This window comes from Micromonospora sp. C28ISP2-4 (assembly GCF_030519385.1).
Classification (GTDB): domain Bacteria; phylum Actinomycetota; class Actinomycetes; order Mycobacteriales; family Micromonosporaceae; genus Micromonospora; species Micromonospora tulbaghiae.
The window spans coordinates 121,986-145,451 of record NZ_JAUMKG010000006.1 but is presented as its reverse complement, the minus strand read 5'-3'; the positions used below and the strand labels follow the sequence as shown (position 1 = coordinate 145,451).

Genomic DNA, 23,466 nt, shown 5'->3' with positions numbered 1-23,466 from the left:
CCTGCTGAATGGTTGTGAAGAAATAGTCGATGGTGCTGAACATTCGGGCGCATGAGGATCGTGACATGAGAAGTGCACCGCTGACCACCGCCCCGAGCCGGCCGACTGCCACCGAGAGCGACCACGCCGGCACGGCGCACCCCCGGTCCTGGCCGACGGTCGGTGCCGCCGGTGTCACCGTGCTCCTGTGGGCGTCGGCGTTCGTCGGCATCCGCTTCGCCGGGCACGACCACTCCCCCGGCGCCATGGCGTTGGGCCGCATGGCAGCGGCGTCCGTCGCGCTGAGCGCGTTCATGGCGGTGAGCGCCGCCGTCCGACGCCGCAGCACACGACCGCAGCACGCCCAGCCCGGGGCGGACGCCACGGCTCCCCGCCGGACCGCCCTGCCCCGTGGCGGAACCCTCGCGCTGATCGCGGTCTGGGGCGCGGCCTGGTTCGGCGGATACAACGTGGCGCTCAACGCTGCCGAGCGGCTGGTCGACGCCGGGACGGCGGCACTGCTGGTGGCGGTCGCGCCCATTCTCGTCGCGGTCGCCGCGGTCCTCGTTCTCGACGAGCGGCTCAGCGGCCGGCTCGGCGTCGGGGTGGCGATCGCCTTCGCCGGCGTCGCCCTGATCGCCGCCGGCGGCTTCACCGGACACGCCGACAAGGCCGGCGTCGCCCTGGCGGTGCTCTCCGCCCTGCTGTACGCCTTCGGCGTACTGCTCCAGAAGCGCCTACTGGCGCGGGTGGACGCCGTGACGATGACCTGGCTCGGCGCCCTGGCCGGGACCGCGGCCCTGCTGCCGTTCGCCCCCACGCTCCTGGCAGAGCTCGCCACGGCCCCACCGGCGGCCACCCTGGGCATGCTGTACCTGGGCGTGTTCCCGACCGCTGTCGGCTTCCTCACCTGGGGCTACGTCCTGTCCCGCTGGACCGCGGGTCGCACCACCGCCGCGACCTACCTGGTGCCCCCGGTGACCGTCCTGCTGTCGTGGACGCTGCTCGGCGAGGTGCCGGCACCGCTCGCCCTGGCCGGCGGCGCGCTGTGCCTGGGCGGCGTGGTCCTCGCCACGCGCCGCTGACGTCGATGCTCTCGCGCCGATCGCCGGCTGTCGGGAGGCGGCCGGCGGGTGCCGTACTGCAGGAATTGGTGACCCGGTCGCTCGGCGTGGTCAGAGGCCGGCGGCGGCGTCGTACCGGCGCCGCAGGTCGGCCATCTCCGACGGGGGCAGCGCTTCCCTGAGGGCCAGTTCCTCGTACTTGTCGGGGAACATCTCCCGTAGCCGGTCGACGAACCTGACGTCGGCGCTCGCCTCGACCACCTGGATGCCGGGAGGCCGGGTGGTCATGTCCATGATCACCGGGCCGACGAGTTTGACCGCCCCGTCCCACTGGCGCTTCTGTTCGGCGACGCCGCAGAGGTGGAAGCCGTAGACCGTCCGGACGTCGGCCAGTGTGGCGGCCCCGGTGGGCTCGTAACCGTAGACGTGGACTCCGCAGACGACCGCAGGCGCGGCCTGCTCTCCGGCTGACACCTGTGGGGCGGTGTGCCCGGCGTGCTGGTGCTGTGCCGGGTCCGCCTGCTCGAGGGTCGTCCGCATCCGGGTCAGGATCTGCCGGTGGAGTTCCGCCGGGTCCGTCTTCGGGGTGGTCGCGGTGATCACGGCGGCCACACCGATCGACGCGGCCAGCAGGCACACCTCGATCCACACGAAGCGGCTTCGGTACCAGCCGCCGACGCTCACCCGGGAAATCATTGTCGTCCTTCACCTCGTCGCGGTTCCTGGTGGTGGCGGAGGGCAGCGCACGGCACACTGCCGGCCCGGCAATGCCCGACGGTGGGGTGGCGCGTGCCGCGCCACCCCGACGCCGATGCTGTTACCGAGCGGTGCAGGTGAGGGTGGGTGTGGAGTTGGTGCCGTTCCAGGAGGCATTGAAGCCGAAGCTGGTGCTGGCGTTGGCACTCAGGGAACCGTTGTAGGCGACGTTCGACGCCGTGACCGACGAACCGCTCGAGGTGATCGTCGCGTTCCAGGAGTTGGTGATGCTCTGGCCGTTGGGCCAGGTCCATGCCACAGTCCATCCGGAGATGGCGGCGTTGCCGGCCCGGACGGTGACCTCGGCACCGAATCCACCGGACCACTCGTTGGTCTTGCGGAAGGTGGCGGTGCAGGCGCCGTTTCCGGCCGGCGGCGGCGTGGTCGGCGGCGGGGTCGTCGGCGGCGGCGTGGTGGGCGGCGGGGTCGTCGGCGGCGGGTTGTTGCCGCCACCGAAGATCACGTCACTGCAGAGGTAGTACGGCTGGTCGAGGTGGGACGCCTGCCAGATGGTGTAGACGACGTGCCGCCCGGTGCGGCTGCCCGCGTTCACCTGCGCCTCGTAGAGCCCGGTGGTCGGGTAGCTGCCGGTGCGGAGCACCAGTTCGAGGCTGTTCCAGGTGAGTGGCTGGGTGGTCGGGTCGAAGCCCTGCTTGGTGATGTAGATCAACATGTAGTCGGCACCGTGCTTGGCGCCGTCGGTCAGCGTCAGGGTGAAGTTGTTCGGCATCGGCTTCGCGGTCCACGCGCCGACCGCGTCGAGCGAGGCGTACAGGCCGTTCTGGGTGCGACCGCCGCTGCACAGCTGTCCGTCCGGCACGGCGGCCTGGTGGTTGCCGCCGACGTTCTCGCGGTACAGGCCGTTCCAGTTCCACATGGTGTTCGGGTTGGCCTGCCACGCCTGCCAGCACATCGGATCGGTCTGGGCCATCGTGGGGTTGAGGTGGTCGGAACCCCAGCGCTCCCAACATCCGTAGTTGCGTGACGGCGGGTTGGTGACCGATCCGTGGGCCGAGGCCGGACCGGCCTGGTTGACGACGACCATCGTGAACGAGGCGACGAGAACTGCTACCGCGCCCAGTCCCAGACGGCGTGCTGTCCGTGAGATTTTCATGATGCTCCAGTGGATGCGCCGGCGCCCAGTGGCCCTCGCTGGGTGCCCACCCCGGAGAAGGTGACGCCGATCGATTCAAGCCGTCCCAGGGGTGGACGGCACTGCTGCCCAGCAGCGCATGGCGACTCCCAGCCACGATGTTAGTAAAGACCGCAGTCAATGTAAATCGATACCGACGTACCGGGTCAGACCGCGAGGCCGCGCGTACCTCCCGCTCCACCGTGACTCCCCCGTCGCCGTGCGAGGTGGCCCGGCCGGATTCGAGGACGTGGTAGCGGTTCGCCACCCGCAAGGCGAACCGAGGTGCTGCTCGACGAGCAGCACGCTGAAGCCGGACTGCCGGGTCAGCTCCACGCTGCGCTCCTGGATCTCGGCGACCACCGACGGCTGGATGCCCTCGGTCGGCTCGACGAGCATGAGCAGCCGCGGCCGGGTGATCAACGCGCGGGCGATGGCGAGTTGCTGACGCTGGCCACCGGAGAGCAGCCCGGCCCGCCGCCGCAGCAGCGGACGCAGCGCCGGGTCGACCACCGACCGGCCGTCGCGGGCGCCTTCTATGCACATCTCGGATGCCGTCGCTCGACTGCGATGCCACACTGCGGCAGTGGAGCGCTTTCGGTGTACGGGCTGTGGGAACACGCTGAGCGTCCCGGTCCGGTTGGTGGAGTTGCCGGCGGAGCCGCACTGGTCGCTCCTGGACTGCCACCACGTGAACCCGCAGCTCCTGGACCCCGGCGCCTACGCGATCGACGATGCCGCCTACGGCCGTGATCACGTCACCGGCACCTTCGTCCTCTCACCCGGCGACGTACGCGGGACACACTTCGTCCATGACCGTGTCCACACGGGCTGCTGGTCGATGGTGGGATGGATCCCTTGCGTCGCCTGTCAAGGCTGCGGTGCCGTGGTCGCCTCGCGGGCAGACGACTGCAACCTGGCGCAGGAACTGCGCTTCTATCCGGCGATGGTTGTCCGGGAGCGATGTGACGATGAGCCGGACCTCGGCACCGATCCTTTCGCCCTGGTAGCTGATTGGGACCGCCCTGCGCCCGACACAAGACGACACCGCGGGGTGCCCGAGCCGACCCGTCCCCGTCCCGAACTCGTCGCCACCCGCTGGGGCGGTCCAGGTGTGAAGGAAGCCCTCTTTCGAGACGATCCGCCGGCCTGACCCAGCCGCCGGTGAAAGCGTCGACTGCCGCACGGTCGCCAGGCGTCCGTGGTGGGCGCAGACGGCTCGGACGTGTCGGTCACTGAACGGGCGCCGACCGGATCGGCCGGCGGGTTCGATCCCCGGGTGTCCGCACCGGCCCGGAACGAGCACCCGGGGACAAGCGCGATTCAGACGGCGGTCCGGCGCAGGCCGGTGATCTGGAGGGCGGTGAATCCGGCGACCACCACCGCCTGTGCGATGACGAGCGCGACGCCGAGGGTGGTCAACGGGAACCAGCCGGCGACGAGCAGCTCGACGCTCGCGGCGACCCAGGCGATGTTGAGGGCGATCACGACCGCCACGGCGGGCCGGCTCACCGTCTGCCTCGACGCGAGGAAGAGCAGGGCGGCCGCGAAGGCGACCAGGAAGGCGCCAACGGGGTAGAGAAGACCGGCGGGAAGACCGAACATCCGGCCGAAGATCGCCGCGGCGGCGAGGTAGACGACGCCGTTGGCGCCGGAGCCGATCGCGTCCTGCTTGAGGGCGAAGCGGAGCAGCTTGGCGTCGACGGCGGTCCGGGCGGTGCTGGCGATGGTGGCCATCTCGAAGTCCCTTCGTGGTGCTGACGTGCGTCTGATCACGAAGCTACGGAGCTGGGGGCCACGCCGAATCTGTCATCGTGACGGTAGGTTGCCAGTCGTGCTGCACGGGCGGGTCGAGGAACAGGCGCAGATCGACCGGCTGGTGGACGGTGCCCGGGAGGGTCGCAGCGGCGCCCTGGTCCTCCGGGGACCGGCGGGGATCGGCAAGTCGGTGCTGCTGGAGCACGCCGCGCTGCGGGCGATCGGCATGCGGGTGGTGCACGGTGTCGGCATCGAGTCCGAGGCGGCGTTGCCGTTCGCCGCGCTGCACCTGCTCCTGCGGACCGGGCTCGACCGGATCCACGCGCTGCCCGACGCGCAGGCGAGGGCGCTCGGCGCCGCCTTGGGGCTGCGCGACGCGCCACCGGAGAGCCGGTTCCTGGTGGGCCTGGCCAGCCTCAGCCTCCTGTCGGAGCTGGCCGGGGACGGCGGGCTGCTCTGCCTCGTGGACGACGTGCAATGGTGCGACGAGGCGTCCGTCGACGCCCTGGTGTTCGCGGCGCGCCGGCTCGGGGCCGAGGGTGTCGCCATGATCTTCGCCGCCCGTCCGGACCTCCCGGTCACCGGCCTTCCCGAACGCCGTCTCGCCGGGCTCGACGACACGGCGGCCACCGCCCTGCTCCCCGCCGATCTTCCGCCGCAGGTCCGGGAGCGCCTCGTCCAGGAGTCGGCCGGCAACCCGCTGGCGCTCATCGAGCTGCCGGCCGCGTTGACCCCCGAACAGCGGACTGGCCGGTTGTCGCCGGTGGGGGCGATGCCGGTGGCGGAGCGGATCCAGGAGGCCTTCCTCGCGCAGATGGCCGCGCTGCCCGAAGCCGCGCGCACCGCGCTCCTGGTCGCGGCGGCGGAAGGCTCCGGCGAACTCGCGACGCTGGTCGCCGCCGGCGCTCCGCTCGACGGTCTGGAAGCCGCCGAGCGGAGCCGGCTGATCGGGATCAACGGGACGGCCGTCGGTTTCCGTCATCCCCTCATCCGCGCTGCCGCCTACCAGAGCGCATCGGTGAGCCGGCGCCTCGCCGTACACCGGGCGCTCGCCGACGCGTTGAACGGCTCGGCCTCGCCCGACGCCGCCGACCGGCGCATCTGGCACTTGGCCGCCGCCGCGCTCGGTCCCGATGAGGGCGTCGCGCGGCAGCTGGAGGAGACGGCGGGCCGGGCCCGTACCCGAGGCGGTCACGCCGCGGTGGCGGCCGCCTACCAGCGGGCCGCCGAGCTCACCGTCGATCCGGTACGCCGATCCGCTCGGCTGGCCGCGGCGGCGCTGGCCGCGAGCGACGCCGGTCTGACCGACCGCGCCGCCGCGCTCGCCGCAGACGCCACGCCCGACGTGGACGACCCGGCGATGATCGTGGCGTTGACCCAGGTCCGCGCTCACCGCGAGGTCGAGCTGGGCACCCCGCTGGCCGCCGGCCGGATCATCCTCGACGCCGCGCCCCGGGTGGCGGAGCGCGACCCCGAGCAGGCGACCTGGCTGCTGGTGGAGGCGGTTCGCTGCGCCTGGTTCGCCGGCGACGCGCCGCTGGCCGAACAGGCGGCGACGGCGCTCCACCAGCTGCCGGCGACCGGTTCGCCGCTGGTCGGCCAGGCGGTCGGGCTGGCCCGGCTGCTGGCCGGCGACCTCACGGGCGGGCTGCCGCTCACCGGCCGCGCGCTGGACCCGTCCGGGCTCGCCGGGCTGGGCGTTCCCGGACTGACCTTCGCCGCAGGCGCCGCCCTCGCGACGGGCCGCGCGGCCCTCTGCGAGGAACTCACCGGGCGGGTCGTGGCGGACTGCCGGACGAGCGGGATGATCGGCTGGCTGGCGTTCGCTCTTCAGGACCAGGGATTCGCGCAAGGGCTACAGGGCCGCTACGGGGAGGCGAGGGCGACCCTCGACGAGGGGCTGCGGCTGTCGACCGACCTGGGTCACGAGCACCGGGTCATCCACCTCACCTGCTGCCTCGCCTGGGTGCTCGCTCATCAGGAGGACGTGGCGGGGTGCCGCGCGAGGGCCGAGAACGGCGTCCGGCGGGCCGACGACCGCAAGCTGGTCCTCGCGGCGACCCTCGGACGCTGGGCGCTCGGCCGGCTCGAACTCGGGCAGGGGAACGCGGACGCCGCGCTGGAGCAGTTGGAACGGATTCCGCCGACCGGGTTCGGGGCGCTCGCCGCCGCCGATCTCGTCGAGGCGGCGGTCCGCAGTGGCCGGCCGGAGCGGGCCGCCGAGCCGCTGGAGCGCTACGTGACCTGGGCCCGTCATGTCAGTCAGCCCGCCTCGGACGCGGTCGCCCTGCGCTGCCGGGCCCTGGTGGAGCAGGACGAGGCGCACTTCGTCGCCGCCGTCCGCGCCCACGACGGCGACGACCAGCCGTACGAGCAGGCGAGGACGCGACTCGCCTACGGCGAGTGGCTGCGGCGGGCCCGGAGGCGGGCGGATGCGCGCACGCAGCTCCGCGTCGCGCTGGAGGTCTTCGACCGGCTGGGCGCGGAGACGTGGGCCCGGCGGGCCCGCGCCGAGCTGCGCGCGACGGGGGACGTCCCGGCCGCGCCCCGCCGGGCCGGCGACCCGCTCAGCGTGCTCACGGCGCAGGAACGCGAGGTCGTGCGGCTGGCCGCCGCCGGCGCGTCCAACCGCGACATCGCCGCCCAGCTCTTCCTCAGCCCACGGACCGTGGGCTACCACCTCTACAAGGCGTTCCCCAAGCTGGGCATCACGTCGCGGGCTCAGCTGGCGGCGCTGGTCGGGGTCACGTCCGCCGACTGAGGACGGCCGCCCGCGGGAGCGGGCGGGGCCTCTTCGGTGTCAGCGAAGCGCGCTCCTACTGCGCCGATCGCGCCGGGCAGCGCGGAACAGGCGTATCGACGGACACTTGTGTCATGGACCTCACCCCGGATCTCGACACGCCCAGCCCTGCCCGGGTCTACGACTACTTCCTCGGCGGGTCGCACAACTTCGCCGCGGACCGCGCGCTGGCGGCCCGCATGGAGCAGGCCATGCCCGACATCGGACACATCATGCGGGCCAACCGCGCGTTCCTGCGCCGCGCGGTCCGCGCGCTCGTCGACGCAGGCATCCGGCAGTTCCTCGACCTCGGCTCCGGCATCCCCACGGCGGGCAACGTGCACGAGGTCGCCGGCCAGGCCGCCCCGGACACCGTCGTCGCGTACGTCGACATCGACCCCGTGGCGTACAACCACAGCCGACGCCTTTTGGCCGACGACCCCCGGACCATGGTGCTGCACGCCGACCTCACCCAGCCCGACGCCGTCCTCGGCGACCCGACGCTGCGCGACGTGCTCGACCTCGACCGGCCGGTCGCGGTCCTGCTGGTGGGCGTGCTGCACCAGCTCACCACCGACCCGGCCCCGATCATCGCCCACTACCGCGACCGACTCGCCCCGGGCAGCTACCTCGCCCTGTCGCACGCCTCCTCCGACGAACGTGCCGACGCGCTGGCCCTACGCGACACCTACAACCAGGGGTACGCCAACACCGCCCGGATGACCCTGCGGAGCAGGCCCGAGATCGAACGACTCTTCACCGGCTACACCCTCGTTTCGCCAGGACTGGTGCAGCTGCCCGAATGGCGGCCCGACTGGCCGGTCGACCCGGACGAGGACCCGCGCCGCTTCGCCACATACTGCGGGGTCGGCCGGCGCAGCTGACCAGCAGCGTCGGGGACAAGCCCCAAGATCGCCGGCTCCGCAAGGCGTCCGGACGACGGCTCGCGCTACTACGCCGCCGCCGCCCCGGCCACCCCGCGACGGGCCGACAGTGGCGCTGGTCACGATCTTCGGGCCGGAACGTCGTGACCAGCGCCTTCCGCCGGGAGCGTCCCGCACGTGCGGCCACAAAGGGCGCAGGCCGCGTAGCTTTGCGCCGTGCGTGGGTATCGGATCGGCATCCTCGGGCGGATCGAGGTGAGCGTCGACGGGGTGGCCGTGTCGCTCGCCCCGCTGGAACGGGCACTCGTCGCGAGCCTGACGGCCCACCAGGGACGCATCGTCTCCGTCGACCGCCTGATCGACGGGCTCTGGCCGTACGATCCGCCCACGGGGGCGCGCAACCGGGTCCAGGCGGTCGTCGCCTCGGTCCGCCGCGGCGCGAAGCCGGAGCTGATCCTCACCCGCTCGCCCGGCTACCAGCTGAACCCCGTGGCGGTCGTCGACTCGGCGGAGTTCGCCGCCGAGGTAGGGGCCGCCGCGGCCACCGCCGATGCCCGCCGCGCCGTGGAGCTGCTGGACCGGGCGCTGGCGCGCTGGCGCGACGACGCGTTCGTCGACGTCGGGTCGCGGCTCGTCGAGTACGAGCGCGATCGGCTCCGTGAGCTGCGCGAGCACGCGACAGAGCTGCGCGCCGAGGCACTGCTCTCGCTCGGTCTGCACCGGGAACTCGTGCCCGAGCTGACCACGCTGGTCCGCGACCGACCTTTGCGGGAGCGGCTGCGCGGCCAGCTGATGGTGGCCCTGCACCGCAGCGGCCGACAGGCGGAGGCGCTCGCCGTGTACCGGGCCGGGGTCCGGGTGCTCTCGGAGGAGCACGGCATCGACCCGGGGCCGGAGCTGCGGCAACTGCACCGGGAGATCCTCGGCAGCGAGCAGGAGACGCCCTCGCGGGGGTGGGTGCGCCCCAACCAGCTTCCCGGAGTCACCGGTGACTTCGTCGGGCGGGACAAGGAGCTGGGGCTGCTGCTGTCGTTGCTGGGGCGCACCCCGACGGTCGCCGGGGTCGCCCAGGTGATCGTCGTGACCGGGCTGGCGGGAACCGGCAAGACCACGCTGGCGCTGCGCGCGGCCCACGAGAGCCGGCACCGCTTCCCCGGCGGATGCCTCTACGCGGACCTGCGCGGCAACACCCCGGAACCGGCGCGGCCCGGCACGGTGCTCGGCGCGTTCCTGCGCGCCCTCGGCGTGGCCGGCGAGGCCATCCCGGCAGCGGCCGAGGAGCGCGCGGCGCTGTACCGCTCCGTGCTCGCCGACCAGACCTTGCTGGTGATGCTGGACAGCGCGGCGGACGCGGCGCAGGTACGTCCGCTGCTGCCGCCCGGCGGCAGCGCTGTCGTCACGAGCACGGGAGCGCTGCCGGGGCTGGCGGGCGCCGAGGTCGTCCCGCTCGACGTGCTGCCGATCGACGACGGCCTGGACCTGCTGGCCGGGCTCGCCGGCGGCGAGCGAATCGACCGGGATGCCGGGGCCGCCGCCGACGTCGTGGAGCTGTGCGGTCGCCTGCCGCTGGCGTTGCGAATCGCCGGCGTGCGGCTGGCCGAGCGGGAGGCGATGACCGTGGCGCGGTTGCGCGAGCGGCTACGCGACGAGCGACGCCGCCTCGACGAACTCTCCCTCGACGGGCTCGACGTGCGCAGCAGCTTCACCGTCGGGTTCGAGCGGTTGCCGCAGCCCGCCGCGCGGCTGCTCGCGGTGCTCAGCCGCACGTCGCTGCGCAGCTTCGGCATGTGGGACGAGACCACCGAGCCGCTGCTGGAGCAGCTGTGCCGGGCCCACCTGCTGACCGACGACGCCAGCGGCCGGGTCCGCATGCACGACCTGGTCAGGCTCGTCGCCCGGGAACGCACCGAGGTCCCCGTCGACGAGGTCGTCGCCTGGTACGCACGGCTGCACGCGTACGCCGAGCGGGCCGACGCGTCGCTGCCCTGCGGAGCCCTGCCGGTGGCCGACGCGGGGCCGGCGCTCGACGCCTGGGAGGCCGTCGACTGGTTCGAGGCGGAGCGGGAGAACCTGGTCGCGGCGGTGCAGGACCTGCTGCGGCTGGGCGCCGTCGACCTGGCGGGGCGGTTGGCCTGCACGATGGGCAACTTCGCGACGATGCGCAGCCAGCACCTGCCCGAGCTGGTCGACTGTCTGCGCGCCGTGCTCGACCGCCACGCCGAGCTGCCGCCGGCGACCCGGATGTCGCTGTGGCTGCACCTCGGCACGGCGTACCGGTCGCTGAACCGGCACGCCGAAGCCGTGCCGCTGCTGCGCGCGGCGCAGCGGGCCGGCCGCGGGCGGTGGGTGGCGCACCGCCTCGTCGCCCTGCTGGGCTACTCGCTGTCCTGCCGCCACCTCGGCAGGTTGCGGCAGGCGGACGCCGCACTGCTGGTGATGGTGCAGCTGTGCGCCGTGCACTGGCCGGTCGGCCGCGTCGGCGGGCACGTGCTGCTGGCACTCGGCATGCAGCACGGGCAGTACCGGCTCACCTCCCCGTTCGCCTTCGACGCCTGCGCCGCGGCCCTGCGGGTCTTCGTCGACGACGGCGACCTGTGGGGCGAGGCGCTCACGCGGGAGACCATCGGGCTGCTGCACCGGCACGCCGAGCAGTGGCCGCCGGCCGTGGAGCAGCTTCGGCAGGCGGTGGCCGCCGCGCGCCGGCTCGGCGACCGGATGAGCGTGACCACAGCCGAGCAGGCGCTGGCCGCGACGCACCTCGCGGCGGGCGACGGCGAGGCGGCACGGCGGCTGCTGCGGCGTACGGTGCTTGCGTTCCACGAGCTGCGTCACGAGTGGGGTGAGGCGATCTCCCGGCGGCTGCTCGGCAAGGCGCACCTCGAGGAGGGCGACGCGGACCGGGCGGTGGTGGAACTGGAGAGCTCGGTGGCGATGCTGCGCGGCGTCGGGCAGCCGTTCCCGCTGGCGAACTCGCTGCACCTGCTCGCGCGGGCGCAAGCCACCCTCGGCAGGCACGACCGGGCCGTCGCGCTGGGCGAGGAGGCGCTGCGCATCTTCGAGCACTTCGACTCCGCGTACGTCGACGACCTGCGCGAATCGCTGCCGCGTTGGCGGAGCGCAGCCGGCGCGCAGTAGGAGCGCAGGGCGCGCGCAGCGGCACCCGGCACAGTGATGGCAGTCACCCACCAAGGAGGTCTGCCATGACCAAGCTCGTCAACCGCGTCGGCGACGCGATGCTCAGCAAGGTGCTCGGCCGCGAGGTGGCCGGCGCCTGCGTGCCGGAGCACGGCCAGTCGTGCTGCGCGGTGTCCAACGGCTACTGCTCGGGCGGTTCGTACTTCCGCTACTACCGGCGGAGCACCCTGTCCTGCACCGGCGTGTGCTCGGTCACGACGTCGTCGCCGATCTGCTACACCAAGAAGGTCGGCGTCTGCTGACCTGGCACATCCTCGGGGGCCGCGCCGTCGGCGCGGCCCCCACCCCGCTGACTCGCTGAGGAGTTCCCATGCCGGGTTTCGCCTACGCCGCCATCGCCGTGATCGGCACGGTCGCCGTGCTCAACCTCGTTCTGACCCTGGCCCTCGCCCGACGGCTCCGGGAGACGCGGACCGCCACCGCCCACGACGGCGGGGCCGCCCCCGAGGTGCTGCCGGGCCCGGGCCTGGAGGTCACCGGCTTCCCGCACGTCGACCTGACCGCCGGTCGGCGCACGGTGGTCATGCTGACCCCCACCTGTCCACCGTGCCAGACCATCCTGGACACCCTCACCGCCGATGCCCGGCGCTACCGCCACGACACCTTCGTGTTCATGATCGGCATGCCGGAGGACACGGTGGAGATGGCTCCCCGCCTGGCCGACTTCGACACGGCGACCATCGACGAGGACCAGGCCGAGAAGGAGTTCGGGGTCAAGGGCTTCCCCGCCGTCCTGTCGGTCGTCGACGGCGTCGTCGTCAGCTCCAGCCACCAGCTTCCGGTTCTGGCCTGAGACGTGGCCACGCTGCGAGCCGCCCTGCGACTGGGCTGCGCGGACCGCAGGGCGCTCGCCGCCACGGTCGCCCTCGTCGTCATCGGCGCGGCGCCCCCGATCGGCGTCGCGTGGTTCACCAAGCTGCTGTTCGACGAGGTCGGCAGGGGCCGCTCGGCCGACCCGTCGACCGCCACCTGGTACGCCGTGGCGATCGCCGTCCTGGGCGCGCTGGCCGCGATCGCCAGCCGGGTGTCCGGATACTTCACCACGGCCCTGCAGAACGCGATCACGATCGCCGCCGACGTGCGGCTGTACCGGAAACTGAACACCTTCGTCGGGCTGGTCCCGTTCGAGCAGCCGGCCCTGCGCGACCGGCTGGCGCTGGCCCAGCAGGCCGCCACCCAGGCGCCGTACGTGGTCGTCATGTTCGCGGTCGACGTGGCCCAGAACGTCGTCACCATCGGCGGCTTCGCCGTGATCCTGACGTCCCTCTGGCCGCCGGCCGGTCTGCTCCTGCTCGCCGTTGCGGTGCCCGACTTCCTCATCCAACTGCGACTGTCCCGGCGGACCGCGCGGGCCGTGGAGGAGAGCGCCGGCCTGTTCCGGGCCCGGTTCCTGTTCCAGACCGTGCTGACCGACCTGCGCGCCGCCCGGGAGGTGCGCCTCTACCACCTCGGCCGGTTCTTCCACGACCGGCTCACCGGCGCGGTGCGCTCGGCCGCCCGGATCGAGCTTGCCGCCGCCCGGCACACCACGACGGTGCAGGCGTGCTGGGCGTTGGCCGGCGCCGCGGTGACCCTCACCGCGACGGTGTTCGCGGTGAACGCCACGGTCCGTGGCCGGCTCAGCCTCGGCGACCTCACCCTCCTGCTGGCCGCGTTCACCGCGGCGCACAGCGGCCTGGCCGGCATCGCCGCCCAGCTCGGCGAGGCCGGCGCCGCCATGCGGCTGTTCCGGCACTACGTCGCCGTCCTCGACAGCCCCACCGACCTTGTCGACGGGCCGCTGCCGGCGCCGCCGCTGCGCACCGCGATCAGGTTCGAGGACGTGTGGTTCCGCTACGACGAGGGCGGCCCGTGGGTCCTGCGGGGCGTCGACCTCACGATCACCGCCGGGCAGGCCGTCGGGCTCGTCGGACTCAACGGGGCCGGCAAGAGCACCCTGGTCAAGCTGCTCTGCCGGTTCTACGACCCGGACCGCGGCCGGATCACGTGGGACGGGGTGGACCTGCGCGAGCTGCGGATCGAGACGGTGCGCCGGCGGATGGGCGCGGTGTTCCAGGACTTCATGTGCTACGACCTCACCGCCGAGGAGAACGTCGGCATCGGCCGGCTGCCGCACACGACCGAGCAGGTCGCCGAGGCCGCCGCACGCGCCGAGATCCACGACCGCCTCCGCGCCCTCCCCCACGGGTACGCCACGCTGCTCAGCCGCACCTTCGCCGGCCAGGACGGCGAGCCCGGCGTGACGCTCTCCGGCGGGCAGTGGCAGCGGGTCGCGCTCGCCCGATCCCTGATGCGCGCCGACGCCGACCTGCTCATCCTGGACGAGCCCAGCTCCGGTCTCGACGCGGACGCCGAGACCCGCGTGCACGCCTCGCTGACCCGGATCCGCCAGGGCCGCACCGGGCTGCTGATCTCCCACCGGCTCAGCACCCTGCGCGACGCGCGGCGCATCGTCGTGCTGGACGCCGGGCGCGTCGTCGAGTCGGGCACGCACGACGAGCTGATGGCGGCCGACGGTGAGTACGCCCGGCTCTTCCGCCTCCAGGCGGACGGCTACCAGCTGGCGGCGACGTGACCGGCTGGCTGCGCCGCCGCTGGCGCCTCGTGGTGGTGAGCGGGCAGAGCATGGCGCCGACGCTGCGCGACGGCGACCGGCTCATCGTCCGCGTCGGCCGGGCGCCCGCCGTCGGTGACCTCGTCGTCTTCCGGGCCCGCGACGTCGTCCCCGCCTCGGACCTGACGTGGATGGTCAAACGGGTGCACCGGGTCGAACCGGACGGCGCCGTGACGGTACGGGGCGACAACACCCACAGCCAGGACTCGCGGCATTTCGGCGCGGTGCCACCCGAGGCAGTCCTCGGCGTGGTCAGAGGGAGGCGATGACAGATGTACGTCGAGATCGGGTGCCGGGTGCTGCTCGGCACGGTCCTGCTGGCGGCGGCGGTCGGGAAGGTCTCCGGCCGCGACGCCTACCGCGAGTTCACGCGCTCCGTGCGCGACATGGGCTACCGGCCCGCCGGCCCGCTCGCCGCGGCCGTGGTCGCCGCCGAGTTCACCGCCGTGGTCCTGCTGGCGGTGTTCCCGCTGGCCGGGTTCCTCGCCTCGGGCGCCCTGCTGCTCGCCTTCACCGCCGCCGTCGTCGCGAACCTGCGGCGCGGCGGCGGCACCTGCCGCTGCTTCGGCCGCACCGCCGCGCCCCTGGGCCGGCACCACGTGTGGCGCAACGCGTTCCTCGTCGCCTGTGCCGTCGCCGGCGCGCTCGCGCCGGCCGGTGCGGTACGCCCCGGCGAGGCGGTTCTGGCCGGCGCCGCCGCGCTGGCCGTCGGCGTACTGGTCGTCATGCTGGACGAGCTGCGCTACCTGTTCGGCGCCGCCAGCCGCACGTGACCTCGCAGGTTCCGGTGGCCCGGATCCCGGTGCTCGTCGTGGCCGCGCGCGAGGCGGAGGCCGTCACCGCAGGAGCGGGGCGAAGCCGTCGAGGAGGCGCTGGAGGCCGAACTCGAAGAGTGTGTCCAGGTTCCAGACCCCGTCGTCGGCGGCGACGAAGCGGGCCAGCAGCGGGAGCCGCCCGTCGGCCAGGACCGCGCCGATGCGTCCTTCCTGGGCCTCCAACCACTGGGCGTCGGTCAGGCCGCTGTCCTGCTCGGCCTGCGCCTCCTCGGCCCGGTTCACCGCCGTGCCGCGAACGTGGTTGGCCACCGTCACCGCCGCCGTGAACTGTGCGTTCAGGTCGAGCCCGCGTCCGTCCAGGGCCCGCATCATCCATTCGGTATGGACCATCGCGTGCGGGGCCGGCAGCGGCCGGGTGAAGGAGACCGCCTCGGCCAGCCAGGTGTGCCGACGGTACATCGCCCATTGCAGCCGGGCGATGGCCTCGAGGCAGGCCCGCCAGCCGTCGCGCTCCGGGGTGAGGGCCGGGGGCGGATTGTCGGCCATGACCTTGTCGATCATGAACATCACCAGCTCGTCGCGGTCGGCCACGTACCGGTAGATCGCCATCGTCGGGATGCCGAGCCGACCGGCGAGCCGGCGCATCGACAGGCCGTGCAGCCCTTCGGCGTCGGCGGTGGCCACGGCGGTGGCGACCACCTGCGCACGGTCCGGGCCGGGTGCTCTGCCCACATCGGCGGCCACCACGGTGCCGACGCCCCGTACGGGCTCGACGAGACCCCGCTCGCGCAGGGTGGCCAGGACCTTCGTCGCGGTCGCCATCGCCACCCCGTACTCGGCTATGAGCTGCCTCGTCGACGGGATCCTCGTTCCGGGGGCGAATTCGCCGGACGCGATCCGGCCGGCGAGATCGGCGGCGATCCGGCGGTACGGCGGTTCCTCCACAGCGGCCTCCCGTGCACTAGTGCAGTGACGATACCCCGAGAGCGAATACGGGGGACAGCCTCACTATTGCCCTCCATAGTGCGCTCGTACGGTGTACGCCATGACTGATATCGTGCAGCTGGACCCGGAGCGTAGGACCCACGACGACCCGGTGGCCGCGCTCGACGGCGTCGCCGTCGACCTCGCCCCGGGGGATGTTCGCCGACGGCACCGAGCCGACGGCCACCGGAATGCCGCGACGAAGAGGCGGCACGTGCCCCTCGCGGTCGCGGGAGGCTCGGCGTCATGAGCGCGCTCCGACCCGACCGGCAGGGCCGCGCCCGCGGTGCAGCCGCCCACGACGACGACGCCCGGATCAACGTCGTGGACGCGTTGCGCGGGATCGCGCTGCTGTTCATCCTGCTGGCCAACGTGTGGTATTTCAGCTCCGGATTCGAGTTCCACCTGGTCGACGATCCGGCGCACGGCACGGTCGACCGGCTGGTCGCAGGTGCGGCGGAACTGCTGTTCGCGATGAAGGCGTACCTGCTGTTCTCATTCCTGTTCGGCTACAGCTTCACCCTGCAACTCGACTCAGCGGCCCGGCGTGGGGTGGCCTTCGGCCCGTCGTTCCTGCGCCGGCTGTCCGGGCTGTTCGTGCTCGGGGCGTTGCACGCGGTGCTGCTGTACCACGGCGACATCCTCACCACGTACGCGTTGCTCGGTCTCGTGCTGCTCACCGCCCGGCGGACCGAACCGCGCGCCGCACTGGTCGCAGCGGCGGCCATCGTGGGCGTGGTCGCGACCGTGATCGGTCTGGCCGCGGTCCTCGGCGCCACAGTGGTCCCGGACGAGGCCGCCGCGCTCGCCGCCGGTGCGCGTTCGACGGAGGCCCTCCGCGGCGGGCTCGGTGATGTCGTCCTGGAGCACCTGCGCTCGTTGCCGGCAATGCTCGGCGCGCTCGCCGTGCAGGGGCCGTTGGCCTTCGCCGCGTTCCTGGTCGGCCTCGCCGCCGGCAGGCACCGGATGCTCGCCACCGTGCCCACCCACGAGAACCTGCTATGCCGCTGCGAGCGGGTCGGCTATCCGGTCGGTCTCGCCGGCGCCGCCGTGTTCGCGGTCGGCGGCGGCTCGGCGAGCATGACCGGGCTGATGGTCAGCGCCGTCACCGCGCCGTTCCTCGCCGCGGCCTACGCCGCGACCCTGCTGCGCCTGTTCACCCGGCGACCGCGCGTCGCGGACGCCCTGGCGCCCGCCGGACGCATGGCGTTGACGAACTATCTCGGCCAGTCACTCCTCTGCGTGCTCGTGTTCACCGGCGTCGGGCTGGGCCTGGCCGGCCACACCTCGCCGGCGCAGACGCTGCTGATCGCGCTGACGATCTTCGCGGTGCAGGTGGCGACCAGCGCGTGGTGGATGCGGCGGTTCCGGTACGGCCCCGTGGAGTGGGCGTTGCGCGCATGGACCCACCGCCGCTGGCCCGACCTGCGGCGATAGCCACTCCGGCCGCCGAACAGATCGACGAGCCCGGCCGCGCGCTGCGTGGCCGGGCTCGTCGTCGGCGGTCACCGTCCTGGAGGCCAGGGGTGCCGGTCCGCCGGGCACGTCCGCGACGTGCCCGGCGGATCCGACAGCGCGTCAGCGCGCGGTGAGGCGGAAGGCGTCGAGGACGGTCTGCTCGACGGTGTTGCCGGCGGCGTCCTCCGCCCTGGCCCTGATGCTGACCGTGCCCGTGGTGGCGGCCAGGCGTGGGGCCTGGTAGCTCGCGGTGTAGTTTCCGCCGCCCCGGGCGGTCGTCGGGAGCCGCCGCCAGGTGACCCCGCCGTCGGTGCTGACGGAGAGCGTCAGGCTCTTCACCGCCGGCGCGGCAGGCGCCTGGTGGTACGCGGCGACCCTGATCTGATGCCGGCCGGGTGCGGTCACCGCGTCGTCGAGGCCGGTGCCCGCGTCGTACCGCAGGAACAACAGCGGGTCGGCGTGGCACGGCCGGCCCGATCCCTCGACGCACTTGAACCCCTGCGGCGGCTCGTTCCGCGTCGGCGTGGCGGACGTGAACCGCCATTCCGTCGTGGTCCTGCCGTCGGCGGTCCGGGCCGTCATCCGGTAGCGCCCGGGCGCGGCCGGAAGCTCGTAGGTGGGACCCCACACGGTGGAGCTGCCCTGGGGCAGTTCCCGGCCGTCGTCGGCGTACATGTGCACGTTCGCCGGCTCGAACACGTACGAACCGATGAGGTGTCCCGGCTGCGTCCCGGAGACCAGGTAGGTGATCGGGTAGAACGTGTCGCCCTGCCGGCAGAAGGCGCAGATCTCGGTGGACCAGTCGCCCTCCCACTTACCGGGTTGGGTGCGGAAGATCTTGGGCGACAGCTCCGGCGGCCCGGGCACGACGGGTCGCGCCGCCCACCGCGCCGTGGCCGGTCCCGCCCGGTCGATGACGTCGATGGTGCGGACGCCGAGCTGCGAACCCGAGGGCTCGTAGAACTGGTTCCGCACGAGGTCGGGCGAGACCGGCCCGCGGTAGGTGGTGAACCGGACGCTGTCGGTGACGTAGCCGTGGAAGACTCCGGCGACCGCGGTCTCGTTCGGCCGGAAGGCCGAGTAGATCATGCTCGCCGGCTCCGCCCGCGTGCCGTGGAGCGCGGTGTCGACCGTGGCGAGCTGCCGGTCGGTGAGCTTGGTGTGCTGCGAGGCCCGGATCCGCCCCTCCTGGTAGACGTGCAGCGCGTAGACGTACGGACTGACCGAGTCGTAGCCCGACACGTCGAGCTTCACCGGGCCGCGGCGCAGCAGCCCACGCAGCCGCTCGGCCTGTGCCAGCGGGATGGAGGCGTACGGGATGTCGGCGGCCTCCTGCGTCTCGTGGTACCACCAGTCCGGCTCGACCGGGAGGAGGCAGGTCGTGGTGGGCCACGGCCCGCCGGTGGAGGTCGGGTCGACGAGCACGCCGACGGCGCCCGCCGCCCGCGCCCGCGTCAGCTGCGCGGGCCCCACGCGGCACTGCCCGCCGGCGGGTTTGTCGGCGTCGATGCGCAGCAGGACGAGCTTGCCCCGGGCGTCGATCCGCCGGAGGTCGGCGTCCCGCCCCAGCCCGCCGTCGACCAGTTGGACCGTCTGCCGGCCGTCGAACCGCACCACCTCGAAGCCCGGGCGCTTGTACCAGTCGATCGGCAGGGTCGGCGTCAGCGCCAGCCGCTCGGGGGCGGTGGCCGCCATGGTCAGCATCGGCTTGCCGAGCACCCAGTTGACCCCGAAGTGGAAGGTGCCGACCGTCACCGGGGCGCTGGGGATGGCCCAGAACCTGGAGTTGCTGTAGCCGGTGAAGCTGAGGACGCCACCGCCGGCGCCGTTGCTGAACGTGCGGAAGGTGGTCCGGGAGCCGATGAACGTCTCGGTCGGTCGCGGGGTGCCGACCGTCATCTGCTGGGCCGCGTCGCCGTCGCGGGTGATGGTGGTGTCCCCGGCGACCTCGAACTCCGGCAGTTCCAGGTTGAGGTGCTGCTCCCGGCCGTCTATGCGGAAGATCGTGTAACCGGCGGACTCGTAGGTGCCGGGCGGCACCTCGTAGTTCACCTCGAACGTGGTGCAGGGATCCTGGTCCAGGCACCGCGCGCTGACCGACTCGTACCCGGTCCCGACCGCGGCCCCGGCGACCTGGGCGAGCACGAATCCGGCGATCGGGCAGATGGTCATGAGGCGGTTGTCGCAGTAGAACCGCTCACCCTTCTGCCGCTTGACGATCTGGGTGACCCGGTACGTCGGCTGCCCGGTGTCGGTCTGTGGCCCGGCCTTCGCCGAGCGGAGCCCGGTGGGCCAGATCGCCACCGCGCCGCCGGCAAGCTTCGGAGTGGCCCGGTCGAAGAGGTAGCTGCTCAGCCCGCCCCGCTGCTCGCCGTTGACGGCGGCCCAGAAGGCGGCGGCCCGGTGAGGTTCGACACGCAGGTCCACTGAGCCGTCGTCCGGGTGCCTTGCGGTGGTCTTTGCGCCGGGCAGGCCCGACACCCGCTTGTCCAGCGCCGCCTTGTCCAGCCGGTCGCCGTACTTCACGGTGACGGCGAGCGGGCTGCCGCCACCGCGCTCCGACTGGCCGGCGAGCCATCCCAGGTCGAAGACCTTACGGTCGACGACGCCGCCGGCCACCAACGCCTGCGCGTCGCTCGGCACCGCGTGGAGGCTGGTGTCCGCTCCGCCCGGCCCCGTCCGGACAGTGACGTCGATCGTCGGGCGGGTCCCGTCGGCCCGCGCCGACGGGACGGCGGTGACTGTGTAACGGCCACCGGTCCGGGCCAGCGTGACCTCGTCTCCGGTGATCAGGGTGACCTTGTAGGTGGGCTTGGTCAGCCCGGGTAGCGAGACCGCCCGCAGGCCGTTCTCGGCCGCGGCTCCGGTCGGCGTCGGGACCCGCCCGGCCGGCTCCTCGGGCCGGGCGGCGGCGGCGACGGGCGCGGTGAGCACGGTGAGGAGGGCGGAGCCGGCGGCGAGCAGCCGTAGCCGACGGCGTCTGCGGGGGTGAAGGTCGCTGCGTGGTGTGGTCACGAATTGCTCCTTGTCGGGCGAGCTGGTGGGACCGCGCTGCACGGCGTCGTCCGGCATGTCAGCCACCTGCCGGGGCCAGCGACCAGTCCCGGGTCACGACCGCGTCGGCGCGGACCGGGACCGTCGCGGTGCCGGTCTGGTAGCCGGACGCGCGCGCGGTGAATTCGGTGCCGCCGGTCGCGGAGCTGAAGACCCAGTACAGGCCGTCGCCGAGGGCGGGGTCCGCCGGTGTGGTGACGCCCGTGCCGGCCTCCCCGGGCTGTTCCGCCCGGGACACGGTCGCGAAGACCGGCGCGCCGGTGTCGCGGTCGGTGACGAACCCGACGACCAGCCCACCCTCGACCGGCCGGCAGGCGCGGTCGCCCACGAAGACGTCGTCGACCGCCCACCACCACGCGTCGCGGCCCTGGTAGTGGAACCGGATCCGGACGTCCGCACGGTTGGCCGCCTGCGGCAGCGGCAGCGTGACCTGGCCGAACGCGTGCCTGGTGGTCTGCCGCCACACCGTCTTCCAGGTCCGGCCGCCGTCGGTGGACACGCCGACGGCGGCCCGCTGCCCCGCGTCGTCGGGGTAGTAGGACGTGCGGAAGGTGAGCTTCGGAGAGGCGTCGCCGGACAGGTCGATCGCCGGGGAGGTCAGGGTGGTGTCGAACCGCTTCCCGGCGCCGACCGTCGAGTCGGCGACGGCGAACCTGCCGCCCCCGCCCTCGGGCACCGGTCGGTTGCCGGGATTGTCGAACCGCCAGCCCGGCCTGCCGGAGGTCCGCCAGCCGTCGCGCGTACCGCTGTCGGTCCAGTCGTCGAAGTCCTCGCCGACGCCGCTGAAGCGGTAGCCGGGGGCGATGCAGGTCGACTCGTCGACGGTCAGCGCCGCGTCCTGGGTCAGGTCCGCCCCGCCCAGCTCGAACGTCCGCTGGACGCCCCGGTATCCGGGGTACTGGGCGGTGACCCGCATGGTGTACGACGCGGATCCGGGCAGCCGCACGCTGTACCGGCCGGTCACCGGGTCGGTGAAGACCGGTCCGAGTGGATAGCCGTCGATGACGACCTTGGCGTACAACGGCCAGCCGTGCCCGGATCCGTCGGTCACGGTGCCGCTGACCGTGCTCATCGGCCGAGGGGTCAGCCTGACGTCGGCGGTGGCGGCTTCACCCTCGCGGACCTGCGCCTGGGTCGTGCCGGCCGCGTAGCCGTACTTGCGTACACCGATCGTGTAGCTGCCCAACGGCAGGGCACCCGACTGGTAGGCGCCCTCCGCGTCGGTGGTCACCTCACGACTGACCGGGCCGGTGATCGTGACGGTGGCATCGGGCAGCGGCTTCGAGGTTGCGGCGTCGCTCACGGTGCCGCCGATCCTGCCGGTGGGTCCGCGCGGCGCCTGCTTCATCAGGGCGAGTGCGTCCAGTCGTCCCTCGCCGAAGGCGTTGTTGTCGTCGTCGGTGCCGCCGCACTGACCGTCCGGGTTGTCGACGGCCGTGCCGTCCAGCAGGGACCTGGTGGCCTCGGTGTCGCCGACCATCGACGTGGCCGCCGACCAGACCAGGGCGACGGCGCCCGCGACGTGCGGGGCCGCCATCGAGGTGCCGTTGAAGCTGGCGTACGTGCCTCCCGGCATGCTCGACCGGACGTTCACGCCCGGCGCAGCGACGTTCGGCTTGATCTCGCCGTCCTGGCCGGCCCCGCGCGACGAGAACGGCGCGATGGTGCGGTCGGAGTCGTACGCGCCGACCGAGTAGTTGATCTTCCGGCTGCCCGGGGCGCCGCTCGTCCGGCAGCCCGGCCCGTTGTTGCCGTTGGCCCACACGCCGAAGATGCCCGACGCGGTCCACGCCAGGCTGATGTCCTCCAGGAACGGCGCGTCCGACGGGGCGTTGGTCCCCCACGAGTTGTTGATGACGTGCGGTCGCTTGCTGGCGTCCGGGTTCTGGCCGTTGAGGTCCGTCGGCTCCAGCAGCCACTGGCCCGAACTGATCAGCGCGGCGTCGCTCGGGCAGCAGCCGTTTGCCGCGATCCAGCGGGCCTTCGGCGCCACCCCGACTCGGTTCTCGGCGCCGTCGTCGCCGACCATCGTGCCCATCGTGTGCGTGCCGTGCCCGTCACCGTCGCAGGGCGCTCCCCCGCAGGTGCCGGCCGCGTCGAACCAGTTGTAGTTGTGGTCGAACACGCCGTCGCCCTTGTTGCCGCGGTACTGCCGCGCCAGGGCGGGGTGGTCGAACTGGACCCCCGTGTCGATCGAGGCCACCGTGATGTCCTCGCCGCGTACGTCGAACTGCTCCCACGCGTCGTCGGCGTTGATGTTGGCGACCCCCCACTCGACCGCGTCGACGGCCTGCCGGCTGACGCCCTTGGTGACCGGGGGCGGGGCGACCTTGAACGACGGCAGCAGCGAGCTGACCTCACGCTTCGCGGCCAGCCGCTCGGCGAGGGCCTGATCGCCGGTCACCTTGATCGCGTTCGTCGCCCAGAAGCTCTGGTGCGCGACGCCGGAGGCGGTGAGTTCCCCGCGTACCGCCCGCTGGCTCTCCTCGGCGGCCTGCCGCAGCGCCTTGGCCACCGCCGTGCCGCGCGCGTTCCAGTCCCGCATCGACCGGGCCGCGCTCAGGTCCGCCTTCGCGTCGAAGTAGACCCAGAAGTCGACGGGGGACTCCTGAGCGTTGAGCTGGGTCTGGAGCTGTGGACGGATCTTGGCCTTCGCGGCCGCTGCCGTCGGCGGCTCCGGCGCGGTCGAGGGCAGCGCGGTGGCCGCGCCGTTCAGTGCGAGCACCGTGGCCACGGCGGCCACCACCACGGTCACGATTCTTCGTCTCGACGGATGGGCTGGGCGCATGGCGGATCCTCCTCCGAAAGGGTGTGAGGGCTGCTGCCGCGACTGGTCACAGCGGCAGGTATCGGTCGTCGTCCGCGACGTCGGTCTCGTCGCCCGGTCCGGCCCCGGGGCGGGACTCGACGCGCGTGTCGGCGGGGCGGGCGGTCTCCGGCGACGTCGTCTCGTCCTCGTCCTCGTCCGGGTCGTCTCGATGCGGCATGCCAGCATCGTGGTCAACCGCGAGATGGCGCTGCGATCCCTCAGGT

At 73.1% G+C, this 23,466-nt stretch carries 20 protein-coding genes; 12 read left to right on the top strand and 8 right to left on the bottom strand.

What is annotated here, in order from left to right:
* Nucleotides 1-65 precede the first annotated feature (65 nt).
* Nucleotides 66-1,064, top strand: a complete 999-nt coding sequence (locus tag Q3W68_RS22035) for a DMT family transporter (RefSeq protein ID WP_302907245.1) — start codon at nucleotides 66-68, stop codon at nucleotides 1,062-1,064.
* Between the two features lie 90 nt (nucleotides 1,065-1,154).
* On the opposite strand, the gene Q3W68_RS22030 is transcribed toward Q3W68_RS22035, so the two are convergent.
* From Q3W68_RS22030 to Q3W68_RS22020, 3 genes are all read right to left on the bottom strand, one after another.
* Nucleotides 1,155-1,739, bottom strand: a complete 585-nt coding sequence (locus Q3W68_RS22030) for a hypothetical protein (RefSeq protein WP_302907244.1) — start codon at nucleotides 1,737-1,739, stop codon at nucleotides 1,155-1,157.
* 121 nt (nucleotides 1,740-1,860) lie between these two features.
* On the bottom strand, nucleotides 1,861-2,913 hold the full coding sequence (locus Q3W68_RS22025; RefSeq protein ID WP_302907243.1) for a lytic polysaccharide monooxygenase: 1,053 nt from the start codon (nucleotides 2,911-2,913) through the stop codon (nucleotides 1,861-1,863).
* A 156-nt stretch (nucleotides 2,914-3,069) separates the two neighbouring features.
* Complete coding sequence (locus Q3W68_RS22020) at nucleotides 3,070-3,477, bottom strand: ATP-binding cassette domain-containing protein (RefSeq protein ID WP_368045759.1); 408 nt, start codon at nucleotides 3,475-3,477, stop codon at nucleotides 3,070-3,072.
* Between the two features lie 145 nt (nucleotides 3,478-3,622).
* On the opposite strand from Q3W68_RS22020, the gene Q3W68_RS22015 reads away from it, so the two are divergent.
* Nucleotides 3,623-4,084, top strand: coding sequence for a hypothetical protein (locus tag Q3W68_RS22015; protein WP_302907241.1), 462 nt, complete (start codon nucleotides 3,623-3,625; stop codon nucleotides 4,082-4,084).
* Nucleotides 4,085-4,254: 170 nt separating this feature from the next.
* Here Q3W68_RS22015 and Q3W68_RS22010 read toward each other — a convergent pair whose 3' ends face one another.
* Nucleotides 4,255-4,668, bottom strand: a complete 414-nt coding sequence (locus Q3W68_RS22010) for a hypothetical protein (RefSeq protein WP_302907240.1) — start codon at nucleotides 4,666-4,668, stop codon at nucleotides 4,255-4,257.
* 97 nt (nucleotides 4,669-4,765) lie between these two features.
* Here Q3W68_RS22010 and Q3W68_RS22005 point away from each other — a divergent pair, with 97 nt between their 5' ends.
* The 8 genes from Q3W68_RS22005 to Q3W68_RS21970 all read left to right on the top strand — a co-directional run bounded on the left by Q3W68_RS22005 (nucleotide 4,766) and on the right by Q3W68_RS21970 (nucleotide 14,934).
* Nucleotides 4,766-7,450 carry a LuxR family transcriptional regulator gene (locus tag Q3W68_RS22005; protein ID WP_302907239.1) on the top strand — a complete coding sequence of 895 codons (2,685 nt, stop codon included), beginning with the start codon at nucleotides 4,766-4,768 and terminating at the stop codon, nucleotides 7,448-7,450.
* Between the two features lie 113 nt (nucleotides 7,451-7,563).
* Nucleotides 7,564-8,352, top strand: coding sequence for an SAM-dependent methyltransferase (locus Q3W68_RS22000; protein ID WP_302907238.1), 789 nt, complete (start codon nucleotides 7,564-7,566; stop codon nucleotides 8,350-8,352).
* A gap of 216 nt (nucleotides 8,353-8,568) precedes the next feature.
* Complete coding sequence (locus Q3W68_RS21995; protein ID WP_302907237.1) at nucleotides 8,569-11,487, top strand: AfsR/SARP family transcriptional regulator; 2,919 nt, start codon at nucleotides 8,569-8,571, stop codon at nucleotides 11,485-11,487.
* Between the two features lie 65 nt (nucleotides 11,488-11,552).
* Nucleotides 11,553-11,789, top strand: coding sequence for a hypothetical protein (locus tag Q3W68_RS21990; protein WP_302907236.1), 237 nt, complete (start codon nucleotides 11,553-11,555; stop codon nucleotides 11,787-11,789).
* 68 nt (nucleotides 11,790-11,857) lie between these two features.
* A complete protein-coding gene (locus Q3W68_RS21985) occupies nucleotides 11,858-12,340 on the top strand; it encodes a hypothetical protein (protein ID WP_302907235.1) in 483 nt (160 codons plus the stop codon).
* A gap of 3 nt (nucleotides 12,341-12,343) precedes the next feature.
* The gene (locus tag Q3W68_RS21980; RefSeq protein WP_302907234.1) at nucleotides 12,344-14,122 is read left to right on the top strand and encodes an ABC transporter ATP-binding protein; all 1,779 of its coding nucleotides are present in this window, start codon (nucleotides 12,344-12,346) and stop codon (nucleotides 14,120-14,122) included.
* Nucleotides 14,119-14,430, top strand: a complete 312-nt coding sequence (locus Q3W68_RS21975; RefSeq protein WP_013287125.1) for a S24/S26 family peptidase — start codon at nucleotides 14,119-14,121, stop codon at nucleotides 14,428-14,430. The genes Q3W68_RS21980 and Q3W68_RS21975 overlap by 4 nt, the downstream gene beginning before the upstream one ends.
* A gap of 3 nt (nucleotides 14,431-14,433) precedes the next feature.
* Complete coding sequence (locus Q3W68_RS21970; RefSeq protein WP_302907233.1) at nucleotides 14,434-14,934, top strand: MauE/DoxX family redox-associated membrane protein; 501 nt, start codon at nucleotides 14,434-14,436, stop codon at nucleotides 14,932-14,934.
* A gap of 63 nt (nucleotides 14,935-14,997) precedes the next feature.
* Here Q3W68_RS21970 and Q3W68_RS21965 read toward each other — a convergent pair whose 3' ends face one another.
* Entirely contained in the window at nucleotides 14,998-15,882 is an 885-nt protein-coding gene (locus Q3W68_RS21965) for a TetR/AcrR family transcriptional regulator C-terminal domain-containing protein (protein WP_302907232.1), read from the bottom strand.
* A gap of 100 nt (nucleotides 15,883-15,982) precedes the next feature.
* Here Q3W68_RS21965 and Q3W68_RS21960 point away from each other — a divergent pair, with 100 nt between their 5' ends.
* Both Q3W68_RS21960 and Q3W68_RS21955 read left to right on the top strand, forming a co-directional pair.
* Complete coding sequence (locus Q3W68_RS21960; RefSeq protein WP_302907231.1) at nucleotides 15,983-16,171, top strand: hypothetical protein; 189 nt, start codon at nucleotides 15,983-15,985, stop codon at nucleotides 16,169-16,171.
* A complete protein-coding gene (locus tag Q3W68_RS21955; RefSeq protein WP_302907230.1) occupies nucleotides 16,168-17,358 on the top strand; it encodes a DUF418 domain-containing protein in 1,191 nt (396 codons plus the stop codon). Before Q3W68_RS21960 ends, Q3W68_RS21955 begins: the two co-directional genes overlap by 4 nt.
* A gap of 141 nt (nucleotides 17,359-17,499) precedes the next feature.
* Here Q3W68_RS21955 and Q3W68_RS21950 read toward each other — a convergent pair whose 3' ends face one another.
* The 3 genes from Q3W68_RS21950 to Q3W68_RS21940 all read right to left on the bottom strand — a co-directional run bounded on the left by Q3W68_RS21950 (nucleotide 17,500) and on the right by Q3W68_RS21940 (nucleotide 23,420).
* On the bottom strand, nucleotides 17,500-20,394 hold the full coding sequence (locus Q3W68_RS21950; RefSeq protein WP_302907229.1) for a hypothetical protein: 2,895 nt from the start codon (nucleotides 20,392-20,394) through the stop codon (nucleotides 17,500-17,502).
* 58 nt (nucleotides 20,395-20,452) lie between these two features.
* The gene (locus tag Q3W68_RS21945; RefSeq protein WP_302907228.1) at nucleotides 20,453-23,188 is read right to left on the bottom strand and encodes a S8 family serine peptidase; all 2,736 of its coding nucleotides are present in this window, start codon (nucleotides 23,186-23,188) and stop codon (nucleotides 20,453-20,455) included.
* A 79-nt stretch (nucleotides 23,189-23,267) separates the two neighbouring features.
* Entirely contained in the window at nucleotides 23,268-23,420 is a 153-nt protein-coding gene (locus tag Q3W68_RS21940; RefSeq protein WP_302907227.1) for a hypothetical protein, read from the bottom strand.
* Nucleotides 23,421-23,466: the final 46 nt, after the last annotated feature.